This is a genomic window from Pseudoalteromonas sp. M58 (genome assembly GCF_042604605.1).
Classification (GTDB): domain Bacteria; phylum Pseudomonadota; class Gammaproteobacteria; order Enterobacterales; family Alteromonadaceae; genus Pseudoalteromonas; species Pseudoalteromonas tetraodonis.
Map to the genome: position 1 here is coordinate 2,210,433 of NZ_CP152390.1, position 12,647 is coordinate 2,223,079.

Annotated in this window: 10 protein-coding genes and 1 CRISPR repeat array (1 of these 11 only partly in view); of the genes, 1 reads left to right on the forward strand and 9 read right to left on the reverse strand. The window is 35.6% G+C overall.

Going from position 1 to position 12,647, the window contains the following annotated elements:
* Nucleotides 1–206: direct repeats of the CRISPR family, unit length 24 nt; unit sequence CAGCTGCCTACTCGGCAGTTCACA; it begins 60 nt to the left of the window's first position.
* Nucleotides 207–322: 116 nt separating this feature from the next.
* The 9 genes from cas6f to AAGD16_RS10285 form a co-directional block, all read right to left on the reverse strand.
* Entirely contained in the window at nt 323–925 is a 603-nt protein-coding gene (gene cas6f / locus AAGD16_RS10245) for a type I-F CRISPR-associated endoribonuclease Cas6/Csy4 (RefSeq protein WP_138585163.1), read from the reverse strand.
* The gene (gene csy3, locus AAGD16_RS10250; protein WP_377111541.1) at nt 922–1,950 is read right to left on the reverse strand and encodes a type I-F CRISPR-associated protein Csy3; all 1,029 of its coding nucleotides are present in this window, start codon (nt 1,948–1,950) and stop codon (nt 922–924) included. Before csy3 ends, cas6f begins: the two co-directional genes overlap by 4 nt.
* Nucleotides 1,950–4,001, reverse strand: coding sequence for a type I-F CRISPR-associated protein Csy2 (locus tag AAGD16_RS10255; protein WP_377111544.1), 2,052 nt, complete (start codon nt 3,999–4,001; stop codon nt 1,950–1,952). Before AAGD16_RS10255 ends, csy3 begins: the two co-directional genes overlap by 1 nt.
* Nucleotides 4,002–4,004: 3 nt before the next feature.
* Nucleotides 4,005–4,787, reverse strand: coding sequence for a hypothetical protein (locus tag AAGD16_RS10260; protein ID WP_377111547.1), 783 nt, complete (start codon nt 4,785–4,787; stop codon nt 4,005–4,007).
* Nucleotides 4,788–4,937: 150 nt separating this feature from the next.
* Nucleotides 4,938–5,180 (reverse strand): hypothetical protein, encoded by a 243-nt coding sequence (locus tag AAGD16_RS10265; RefSeq protein WP_377111550.1) that lies wholly within the window; start codon nt 5,178–5,180, stop codon nt 4,938–4,940.
* Nucleotides 5,181–5,249: 69 nt separating this feature from the next.
* The gene (locus AAGD16_RS10270; RefSeq protein WP_272981998.1) at nt 5,250–6,122 is read right to left on the reverse strand and encodes a hypothetical protein; all 873 of its coding nucleotides are present in this window, start codon (nt 6,120–6,122) and stop codon (nt 5,250–5,252) included.
* A complete protein-coding gene (locus AAGD16_RS10275; protein ID WP_272982000.1) occupies nt 6,123–7,763 on the reverse strand; it encodes an AAA family ATPase in 1,641 nt (546 codons plus the stop codon). It abuts the gene before it with no gap.
* 27 nt (nt 7,764–7,790) lie between these two features.
* Entirely contained in the window at nt 7,791–9,599 is a 1,809-nt protein-coding gene (locus AAGD16_RS10280) for an AAA family ATPase (RefSeq protein ID WP_377111554.1), read from the reverse strand.
* 12 nt (nt 9,600–9,611) lie between these two features.
* Nucleotides 9,612–9,917: a helix-turn-helix domain-containing protein gene (locus AAGD16_RS10285; protein ID WP_377111557.1), complete on the reverse strand. Its 306-nt coding sequence runs from the start codon at nt 9,915–9,917 to the stop codon at nt 9,612–9,614.
* 563 nt (nt 9,918–10,480) lie between these two features.
* Here AAGD16_RS10285 and AAGD16_RS10290 point away from each other — a divergent pair.
* The gene (locus tag AAGD16_RS10290; RefSeq protein WP_377111560.1) at nt 10,481–12,544 is read left to right on the forward strand and encodes a P-loop NTPase fold protein; all 2,064 of its coding nucleotides are present in this window, start codon (nt 10,481–10,483) and stop codon (nt 12,542–12,544) included.
* Nucleotides 12,545–12,647: the final 103 nt, after the last annotated feature.

Consider the following 12,647-nt stretch of genomic DNA (forward strand, 5'->3'; position numbering starts at 1 on the left):
TCAGCTGCCTACTCGGCAGTTCACATCCATCTTTCGTTAAATCTGGTTGACCTTCAATTTCCAGCTGCCTACTCGGCAGTTCACAAATAAAGAAAGATATCCGCCATCCTTTAGCCATTTCCAGCTGCCTACTCGGCAGTTCACAACAAGCCTATAAATAAAACATCTGCACTGTAATTTCCAGCTGCCTACTCGGCAGTTCACTATTAAAAATAGTTTAAATTTCTATAAATACCAAACTGTTAAACGCATTTAAATTATTTACCCTTATTTTTAACCAACCTTATAACCAGTTGAAAATTAAAAGAGTGTTTTATAACTATTAAAAAAGGGTATTCAAAGAGGGAACCGTGCCTTGAAATGTTTGATTTGTAGCAAGGCCATAATTATTAAACTGATTTTTTATAGATTCAGCATTTTCAATTTTTTGTATATGCAGTATAAAATTCTCCCCGTTGCCTTTGCTTGATACGGGTATTGAATGAAAATGGCCTATGTCTTTTGCCTCAAATTGATATTCTGGATTGTAGACTTCGCCTCTGGCTTCAGCTCGTTTTTTAGCGCGTTTTAACCGCCTTTGCTTTTCGCCAACAAAAGCTTTGGCTACTGATTGATTGCGAATAAACATAACCTCATTTTGCTCTGTTGGTACTTCGAGTATTTTTGATAAGCCAAATAACTTATCATGAGCCATCATCTCAAAATAGCTTTGCTGAGATAGGTTGGTTAATTGCTTTTTATCTATTGATACAAACGCTATTTGATCACCTACCGTTTGCTCATTCCACTTAGGAAAGCACACACCAATATTACTTATTCCGCGTGAACTCATGAACCCGTGTAAAATGCCGATACACCTCCCAGCCAGCAGGCTTACATCACAATTTTTAGGTAGATAAGTAATGGTAAAGTAATAGCGCTTCAAGCTTTACTCCTTTGGAACAAGCCACCTTTGATCAACACTGACGCAATAAAGTGAACTGCGTTTGATTGTTCACTTTGATCTAAACCATGCTTTTCCATGTGTTTAATATGCAAAGCAATGCGAGGGAGTAATGAATAAAAGTCTGAATGGGTCTTAGGTGTTCTGTGTGCAACTAATATTTGCTTATCTGCGCCATATTCATGGGTGCGCAAAGGTTTGTAACCTCCCTCATACCAATCATCGATAGTTTGAATAGCGGCCCCTACTTTTTGCGAGTTTAAACTTGCTGCTTTTTTATCGCCTACTTGAGTATATGCAAGTTGTTTAGATGACATGCCTTGTTCAACAGTATCTACAAACTTTTGACTTGGGTGAACCTCTTGGCTAAATGCATTTTTAATTTTTGCGGTTATATCTAAATAACAATAATTTTGAGGGTTACTAAGCCCTTCTTGAATAGCTTCTGACAACGTTAATAATGCCGTTTGATTATTTTGCCAATTGTCTTGCCATTTTAGTTTTTGTGCACCTTCAACAATAATTGGGTCTGCATGTTCTGTGAGGATTTCAATATCAACGTTCGGTGATTGACGGTTGCGCCAAAGCCAATTGCCCATCAGTATATTTTTAGCGTAACGGGTAGCAACTTCATTAAGGCCATTGTGCTTTTTATAGGTTTCAAAAAAACGTTTTAACCAATAAATAACTTTAGGATCATCACAAACATGAGGCTCAATACTATTGGCCTCAACCCTGAGTGAAAAACGACAAAATAGCTCATTTACTGTTGGAGGCACGTAGCACACATCAATTGTTTGAGGGTTCCCAAAAGCGAGATCTTGTGGCGCTAAGTTTTTAGCCACATTTTGCTTTTGATACGCATCGCTAAACCCTGACTTTTGCCCAACTAATTTATTTTGCTCTATTTGTAGCGGTTCAAAATCAGATTCCGGTGTTTTATAAAAAAACACCGCTTTACTGGGTGAGAGCGAACGCGTGTAACTTAAGTGCCGAGGTAATTGCATTATTCATACTCAAACTTAGACTTTTTCATAAGCATAGACCCTTTTTGAACATCCATAATCCAAAATGCGTCATGAAAGAACTGCTTAGCGCCTGCGTACTTTACTGATTTATTGCTAACACACTCTAAGAGCCCAATTACGGGCTCTGCATAACAATGGTGTTCATGTAATGCTGCATCTCGCTTTACGGGTTCTTCAAGCGCAGCAAAGCCAATTGCAGCGGGTCTTAAATTAAAGTTCCCGTTAAGCGCATCTATCAATTGTTCAAAACTTTTGACTACTTTTTTTGAAGGGTACAACCAACTGCCATTTAACGATTTTGCCTTAAGGTTTTTAAACAGCTCACTCGGTTTAGTATGTACATGACACCAGTTTATATTTTGATATAACGAAGGTGGATGCATAGTCCCGCCTGCAAATGAAGATGGTAGTGCGGGCTTTATAAGCTGACTATTTAACTTATCTAACAGCTCAGTATTTGGTACAAAAAGTCTAAATACTAAATCGAGTGTTATATCGCATTTAGGTTTATCGATAATACCAGAACTTATAACATGACTACGTCCTGTAACTTGTTTTAACTTGCTTGGCTCAGGTAATGGTTTACCTGTATGTAATTGATAGTTTTCAATGTAAATAGCGCTGCCAATACACTTAATGGAAGGGTCTATAAAGCTTTTTAGCTTACGCTCAAAGTTATGAGCAAGCCCATTTAAAGCAGTAAGTGACGGCATGCCTTGAATATACGGGTTAGCCATTGCTTCGGCATCAAACACTCGCATATCTTGACAATGTACATACACTATTTGCTCATCATTTAATGTTTCCTCTTCAGCTGCACAGTGAGTAAACACATAGTTTAATTGCACCTTAAACAGCCCCATTAAATTAGGGTGATACGCAAAGCGTTTGAGCTTACTTAAATTACCAAGACTCTCATTTAGTACGTTACTAAATTGGCTAATACAGTTAGTAACACTCTGATCTAAGTAATGCTTTGCCCACTCAGGATAAGCTTGGTTTTGCGCGTTATTTTTAGCTTCCAGAATGTTATCCAGCCATAACTGCAAGCTAACACGTACTTGCCTAATAGCCGCTACTCGCGCTAATCGCTTTTGCCTTAACGTATTAAACTGCTTAATACCTACCAGCACCAAAAGTGCCTGTTGAAATTGACTGCTTAATAGCGCACGAACTTTAAATGCTTTCTCAATATCATCATTGGCTACTTTAGAGCGATTAACAGCCTTAGAATATGTTTTAGGGAAGTAGCGCAACACTCTTATATTCCCACCAACTGAGCTTGCTAAATCACCTACATTGGCAGGCCTTGAGTGCTCAACTAAACCAGAGTTTAGTTTACGCTCTGTAGTTAGCGGCTGAATTTTAGCCAGCATTGCGTGGCTTACTACAGGCGTAACCGCAAGGTAGCTTTGCTGAAATGGCATTTGTAATTGTGGTGAAAAAGAACTTACTTCTAATGGGAGCTCAGCCACTGGCAACTGCTGTTTTACTTTACCCGCGATATCTAAAACCGCCTTTTTAGTAAACCCGTATGCTCTTATTAAATTAATCCAAACAAGCTCTTCAGTTATTAATAACTTTGCTAAACAAGTCACTTCGCCCTGCCAATTAAACGAGGTTAAAAATAACTTTGCATGATTAATTTCAGCACTGTTGTGCGACCAGCCAAAACTTAAAGGTAATGACCGGCTACAAATACCCGCAATATCTTCACTTACTACCTTACTAATTAAACGCTGATGGCTTACTCGTATATCTGGGTATTTTAAATTATGAGTATGAAACCATTTAACTTCGTTAATGCACTTACTCAGTAACACTTCATCGCGTAATACACTTTTAGCGGTTCTTGTACTTGTTAGATCATCAATTTCACTGCGCTTATAAACTAGGTTAATGAGTACAGTCAGCGCTTGTTCTTCAAAGCCATCTACCGCAACGTGAGGCGTGTATGGGGCAAACAACTTTCTTAGTATTGTGGTTTTTTCTTTTAATGATTCAATTGCAAATGCATCTTGTAAGTTCATAAGTTACCACGGCGCTATAAATTGTTTTTTTGTTTGAGGCTTTTCAGCTGCAAATGCTTGCTGTAGCTCAATCACTTGGCGTAAATAAAATACATAGCTATCAGCTCTGAGCTGTTCGTGCTTTTTTTGTGGATAAGCACAGTTTAAAAAGCCTTCTTGATGAAGCCTGTAAACTTGCTCGGTGGTGGTGTTTAACAATACTGCGGCATCAAAAGTACAAAGCAGTAAATCTGCAATATTTGGATGTTTAGCTTTAGGATTACTATCAACTAATTCGACAAAGTAATTAATAATCTCATCAAGAACTTTGTTTTTACGGTTACTTGTTGCAGCTATTTGAGCATCACGGAGCACATTGCCATACACAGAGTTAAACTTAGTTTTATTAAAAGGGTTGAGTTGCTTAAGCCGCGCATTATTTGTGAGTAAATCTAGTTCAGCTGTAAAACCATCAGGCCAAGTACTAAAGTAATCAACAAAAGCGCAGTTAAAGTCAGCATCGCTTACATCAAATTGCTTAACCTTCGCAAACCACGATATCAACCCCACTATTTTTTTGCTGTTACTACTTGCAAGCGCAAATGCAATTTTAAAGTCTGCATCATTTAACTGTTTACTATTGGTTAGTTTACAACCACAACTGCACTCTAAAAACGCCTCAGAAGCTCTATAATCAATTAATTTATGGCATTTCCTACATTGTGAGATTAATTGTGCTTTATGCTTATGGCACGCTTTATAGGGCTTTAGATGCCAGCAAAAAGGAATATATGAAGACTCAGACAAGCATTCAATGCAAACAGGTATGTTATCAGTACAAAGTAGCTCTAGGGGAATGGTCAGCTCACTACGGCTTACTGCTGCTAGGTTGCCAAATTTAAAGTTACTGCGCCGCCATGCAAGAGATAGTATATCACCAGCGTTAACATCTACTAATTAGGCTACTAACTTAAGCGCTCTTATTCTAAAGCTACTCGCTTGCCTAGCATGATAAACATCAACTTTACTCAGCTCTAACGGCAACGCACCTTCAAGATCATGATCTTGCTCTGCAAGCCATTGCCACAAAATATCAGCAAGCTCACTATAGCCATCATATGAGTTATCCCTTGCAAGCCTTAGCAAATAGCTTTCAAGCGCTTCATCTGGATAAGGTTTTGTTTGAACTAAAAAATGCATCGCCAACCTAAACTAAGAAAATCTTAGTTTAGGTTTAGGCTAAATAACTATCATCGTCAATTTTTAACGTTAATTCAGTGGATCAATTAACCCAGTCACGATGCCATTGTATCGTTCTAGCAGCCAATGCTTTGCTGGTTCAGATAAGTAAATTCCATAAATGAACATAGAATACCAATTATTAGGGGTTTGATGCTCTGTATCTTTATCATCGAGAGTTTCAAGTATGAACTGTTCAAGTTCATCCATCGTAATCTCCCGCTCAACTCTTGGGATAGACGAAATTATCGCTCTAGGTCGCCTTCTCAATGATTGCCACTTAGCTTCCATCCAAGTAACTATAGTCGATTTCTTGACTACGGTTTCAATATGGAATATCAGCGTCTCCTCATTAACGGCTTCGTTTAAGGCTGGAACTATATTTATGAAAGGCTCCTCAAAATCTCCATTAAATTCTGCACGCACAATACGAGTATTCAAGCAATCATCAAAATAAGGATGTAAAACACGTTTATTAATATTATCACCCCGAACATGCTCCCCTCTTTTAGAGTTACAATCACAAGCTGGAATTAAATTTTTTGAGTAAATAATCCACTCTGGGTAATTTCCTTGTGGTAAAAAATGATCCAAAGTCCCTGTTTTAGAGCTCCCACACATAGGACATACATCAGGAGAGCCTTGTGATCGCAAAATTTTTATATATTCCAAATCTGAATATGGTTTTTTAAAGTGATACTTAAGTTTTGTTTTTAAATCATTTGAAATTACACTTCCCACACACGACCAAGGGTTACCTTCATGAACTGCATACTCCAAATATTTGTCGAGCAAAATATCATATTCTTGAGAAATATAAGGTTGGCATGAGAGTCTAGGGTTATCTCTCATACTTTCTAGAATTTCGAGATCATTTACTTCTGGTAGAGGAAGCTTTTTCATTTACATCCTCATCTTTCTTTTTATATTTTGTAATATTTCGGTAGGTAGTTCTTTACTAAAGTTATTTTTTATATGCGAATAAGGAATTTCTTCATCTTTAGCCTTATCAACAATTTTTTGTGAAAGAGTATTACCAATATCTTCATCAAACACAAAATGTGAAATATCTCCAATATTAGCACCAAACGTTTTTAATCTAGGGTTGAAAATACCTATGTTACACTCACCCAAGCGTTTAAAAATATGTACCTGCTCTCTAGATACTTCCCGAACAAAGTATGGTGAGTGGGTAGCAACAATAGCGTATGACCCTGTTTTTTCAAGAATTGTGTCTAACAAGTTTATAAAATCAGATATTAAACTAGGATGTAAATGAGTTTCAGGCTCATCCAATAATACAAAAGAGCCATTCTCAATATGTAGGCAAGCTAGCAAAGCAAATTTAAAAAAAGATAACTGTCCACTGCTCATTGGGTGAAGCTCATTACAAACCTCAATTCTTGGCTCTGAATTGTCAGCTATACTTGACCAAATTTTTAGAAGCTTTTCCTCATTGTATCCTGCTTTAAGCTTTTTTAGAGGCACGCTTTCTAAATGCCCCTCATAATCATTTAAAGTAATTCGAATTTGCTCTAAGGGCAGTGCTTTGTTTAATGCTTCAATGAAAATATCCCATCGTTCAAATTCACTAATTGACTCTTCAAGTCTAGCTAGTTGGACAATACTTTTACCTATAGTTCTATTTGACTTTGAACGACTATTTCTCGTAAGGATGAGCCGGCGGTAAGATAACTTAGGATTCTTAATTGAGTCCGTAGGATATGTATTTGTCGTTTCTCCTGGTGTTCCTATCGCTAAAACTCTATTAATCATAGGGCGCTTAGATTTACCTGAAGGATCAATCAAATTATCTGCATAACCTCTTTGCTGTAGTGCTGAGCGAACAAATTGGTTTAAAGACTGACTTTTACCTAATCCATTTTCACCTATAAGTATGTTTATTCTTTTTGGAACAAGTCCACTAGGCGAAAATCTAAGTTTTAATTCATGTTTATTATTAAAAGCACCAAGCTGAAAGCTCAAATCAAGTTCACTAGAAACATAGTCTAACTCTTCAAAATTAAGCCCCCTTAGTATGTCGGATGCATTATGAAAAGCAAAAAAAGGCTCTGAATTACGCATAAATGATTTATTAAATACATCACTATTAAGAGATTTACTTAGCCACTTGGGTGCAAGTTTTTCATTGTTAAAAACAACAATATCATTTAATGAAGTGAGAATTAAAGACGCAAATTCATTTCCTGCCTCAGAGACAATACTCCTATAAGAAGAAAGGCTAGGTAGCAAACTAAAGTAGTTATGTTGAAATAACTCAAGATCCCCATTATTCTCAAGTTCTACAAAGTTTCCTATTCCTGTAAATTCGCCCACTACAGAGTGAATACTAGTATTTACAGCAAATAATATCTCACCACTTATCACCGATGAATTTTCTAAATGTACTACAAACATCCCATGTGTCTTAAATTTAAAGTCATTCCATCTGTCTTTTGTCGGCCACAAATAAATCGTGTTTTTTTGATACTCCCCATAACCCCTTTGGCTAGAACAAAGTATAACTTTCAATTTTTTCTGCACTATAACTTCCCTATTATTAACTAGGCATCACAAATTATGTGATTCAATAAAATCCCAGACCGTTTCACATAGCGAAGTTAGCTCTGGCGTTAACTTCCAATCATCAGACTTATTCATTAGTGAAATTGCAGTATGACAAAATTTAACTTTGTCTTTAATTGTGCCTGATTTGTCAGAGTAAAAGTTCCGCTCAAGTCTTTCTGCTTTAACGACATTACGCTCTAAAACCTTACCTATACCAACATCTCTTTTTCTAAATGAGCTTTCTTTAATATTACTAAATTTATCGATATCACAATCGGCTCTTTGGGTAAAAGTTCCCCATCTAGCTTTAGCTGTATCAATCAAAATATCAAAAGGTATAAAGTTTTCAATTTCCTTATATTCAAGTAAATAAAATGCCTCACCCAAAGCTTTTTTTAAGCTTTCAACACGCTCACCTTTACCTTCAATATCTGCATCAGCAATTAGTAAGATATTTCTGTTGAGTCTTTTAGCGGGGGTTTCACTGCCATCGTTTTCAAGATCGTTACTGAAATCCCAGTGAGTGATATTACTGCCTTGGTACTCTGTAAAAACAAAATGAAGATTTTCATGATAACTTTTTAGCTTACTTTTCTTATCTTCATCTCCGAGCTCTTCGATGTACTTATTTAGATAGGCTCGCAAGTATAGCTTATCAGTAACGCCTTCCACCCAAATTGAACAATTAGCAAGAAGTACCGACGATGCACGTACACCAAGCTCATTAAGTAACTCACCATAATCTAAAGAAGCTTGTACTTTACTCTCACCATTTACCCTGGAAACTTGTTGAATTGAAATATCGTCACGCTCTTGAGCCAAATCTAAAAAGTGGTTTGAATGAGTCGTCATAAAAAACATATGTTCTTTATGCTTTGCAAATGTTTCAATTAATGTTCTTTGAAGACCTGCATGCAGAAAATGTTCAGGCTCTTCTATAAAAAACATTGTTGGACTTTCAGCCATAAAAACTTTGTAAGTCAATAATATGATTGATTGAATACCGTCGCCTAAATCATAGATAGCTCGATCTTCATCATCACCTTCTTTAACATACACAACATCCTTATCAACCATTGGAACTAAAGAAATATCTCTGCCAAAAAAGAAGTTTTCAGATAGATACTTTTCATAGTCGCGTACTTTTTGTCTTTTTTGGTATGAGCCTAGCAGATGTGTCGTTAGATCTTTGTAGAGACTGTGACCGGTAAAAACCTCAAACTCATCCTTATTAATATTAGGAAAGTAATCTGACTTAGTTCGGTGTTCAAAAGTATCTTCCCTTTCAACATGTCTCAGCCCTCGGAGAGTAGGTATATACACATTCCTCCAACCGGAAACAATGGTACTTTCTTTAAGTTTATCAATGTCTACTTGTTCATAATATGAACTTAAGACACTATCAAACATAGTACTGAAACGCTCTTCTTCAGATCGAGAATTATAGTGTTCTGGCTTGCCCAGTTGGTATACTTTTTTACCTACTTCAGCGAGCCCAATAGGTAATTTGAGTAATAGAGGAAGCTCTCTTCGTATTTTAGCAACATTTACATTGCCAAAGCTGGCTATTTCTCTATGCCACTTCCTTTGCTCTAGTTCTTCGAGAAAAACACTCAAAAGCTCCGATACAGCATACTCAGAAAACTCAAAAAACCACTGACTTTTATTATCAATAAATAACTTTCTTAATTCTCTGCTTTTACCTGAATTATTTGGACCTATAAAAAAAGTTAACTGGCGCACGTCTTCTAAAAGCCAAAACTCATCTTCAATTTTACCAATATTCCTGATTGAATTTACATTTACCTCCATGTCACCTGATCCTTATAACTTATTAATTCTAATGGTATTTAATAATTCAATTTGCTCTTCTCTACTTAACTTACCTAAAGCACAAATTAATTCAGATAAAGTATCTTCTTCACAATAGAAATAAGCAACTGGCACATCTAGCTCTTTAGCTATGCGTTTCATGGTTAAAAAATCAGGGGCATGTTTGCCTTTTTCATATTGGTTCATGCGAGCACTAGCCGTGTTTGGCTCCATACCTAATGCCATACCTAGCTGTTGCTGAGTAAGGCCAGCTGCTTTTCTTGCAGATTTTAGGCGTGAAGGTGTTGGAGTTTCCATGTGAACCTTAGCTATAAAACATATCTTGCTAAGATTCTCTTAGTATCTAACCTATAAGTGTACTAAGGATATTTTAGTTTTTAAATATATACTTAACCAGTAATGTCTCAAACTATACATTTATGAGTTAATAGGGATTTTATGCTTGTTTTTGCTAGCGATGCTTCTGGTAAAATTGTTTCAACAAATAATGTCAAAAATGGTAAAGCATGTAATTGTTTTTGTATCGCATGTAATGACCCTTTAGTAGCAATGGCGGCACTATAGATGCCACTCCTTTGTCCATACAAAAAAGAATCCAGATAACGGTTAATGACCGATTTGAATCGATACGTACAAGAATACTTTTTAGTCATTAAAAAGTTAAACCACCCAGCAGTTACTATTTCACATTGAGATCTTAAAAAAGATTAGAAAAAAATTCTATGAAACTCAATATAGCATCCCTACTAGCAGGGAGCTTTGCATTGTTTATCTTTCAACTATGATGATTAGTTTGTTGATTTACTTTAAGTTGGTATTATTAAGATCGATAATAGGTGCAACTAAATGGAAATAAAAAGATGGAAAACTTATCAACTTCAGATGTTCGGAAAGCTATTTACAATGAACAGAATGGTCTATGCGTAATTTCTGGTAACAAACTCATGGACAATTTCCACCTCCAACATTTAGCTCCTTTAAGCACAAACTTGTCCAATCAAAAATTATTTGAATCTGCACAACCTCAATTTATTGGTATTTCTTCGGACGTAAGCACTCATTTAACTCCGCAATTAGATGAGCTAGCTGTCAAACTGTCACTACCTGGAATGAGAGAAGATGGAAGTGTAAAATTAGTTGGCAATTGTTATTTGGCAGAATATGAGTCACGACTTTTCAGAATTTCTGAACTAGAAGACGATATCAAGATAATAAGTCAAACCATCAAAGGTAAATATGTTTTATATGATTATAAGGGAAGTATAAGATCAAATGTTCAAAAAGCACTTAACTACTTAAAATCGAAATACCTAGATGAGCTCAGTATTGATGGAGACTCTTTATACATTGACGATAGCCCTTTTGAAACAAACTCAGTTAAAAAAGATACGTATATCCTCCACGCAAAATCAATTTGGAGCACCTTCAACATTGATGATAAAAGTGTTTCCTCTGATAGTTTTGAAAATAAATCTCAAATAATTAATCAAACAGAAAAATTTGAATTTAAAGCTAAAAATAATGTGGAGCCCGCACTAGGGGTAGATTCAATATCAGATGTTCTTGCTGATATATCATCTAAACTAACTAAGGACAGTGGAATGATGATCGGAGTATTTGGACGTTGGGGTCGAGGAAAAACATTTCTAGCACACCAAACTATATCTAAGCTGATGAAAGAAAATAGCTCTTGGTATAACGTCAATTTTTCCGCTTGGAAGTACCAAAATACAGAATCTAGTTGGTCCCATTTACATGATAAAATTTTAAAGGAGCTTGAAAAAGACAATTCTTTCAAAGGGAAGCTTAAGAACCTACACAATCGGATCAAAGCTAATATAATAAAGAAGGGTACAGCTAGGCTATATTTAGGTATCACCTCTGTTATATTTCTTCTTATTTGGGTTTTCTTTGTCGACAAAGTCGCGTTAGTACAGCTACTTGCAAGCATGATGACCTTTGGAGCATTTGTTTTACTTGTTAAGTCTTTCATGTTTGTTAATGCAAGCTCAGGAATTATAAAGAAGATTGGTACTTCTTATTTTTCTAAGACTTCATATAGAAGCAACTTGGGCCTTCAAGCAGATATAGAAGAATCTTTAGTTGCAATGCTTTCTTCTTGGATACCTAAAAACAGTCAATCTAAGCTTGTTATTTTTGTCGATGATATAGATAGATGTGACATAACTAATGTCTTAGATGTTATAGATGGATTACGTTTAATCTTAGATAACCCTGAAATATATAGTAGGGTAATAATTATCTCCGCAATTGACGAAAGAATTTTAAAAAATGCAATTGAAATAAAATATTCACTAATAGATAAGCGGCAAAGAGACGAAATTTATTCTGAGTATTTGCAAAAAATGTTCATCATAGGACTAAAATTAGATCAACTTTGCGAGCAAGAGTCCGCTGAGTTTTTGGAAAAAATATTACCCGTACTAAAAAGCACTAATTCTACTCAAGCCAGTAATAATAATCATACGAAAGTAGCTAATACCTCTAGTGAAACAACTAAAAGTCCTATAAATACTGCTAAGATAAATGTTCACTTACCAGTAAATAGTTTAACCGACACAACAAATACAAATGAGATACAAGCTAAAGATATCGAAGTTTTTGAGATTAGTAGTTCTGAGCATGAGCAGTTAATTAACTCAATCGTTAAGTTAAATATAAGAACGCCAAGAAATATCAAGATATTCTATTATAAATATCTTATCGCAAAAAAGTTATTATTCATTTCACTGGAAGAAAAAAAGCTTCTGGCCAAATGGGATGAATCTAAACAGGAAGCACAATTGATAGAACACCTAATTGCTATTAGTAACAACGTTAGTGTTGATAATACTTATAAAAACGAACATATTGAAGTTGAAAGTGTAATTGAAAAAGTTTCTAGATTAGTCTCTGCAATTTAATCTAGTAGTACTTAAGGTCTGGAAAGCACCTAATTCAGAATTTAGATGTAATTTAAGCTTTGTAGAACCAATCTAACTTACACATAAATTTTATTATATTAAT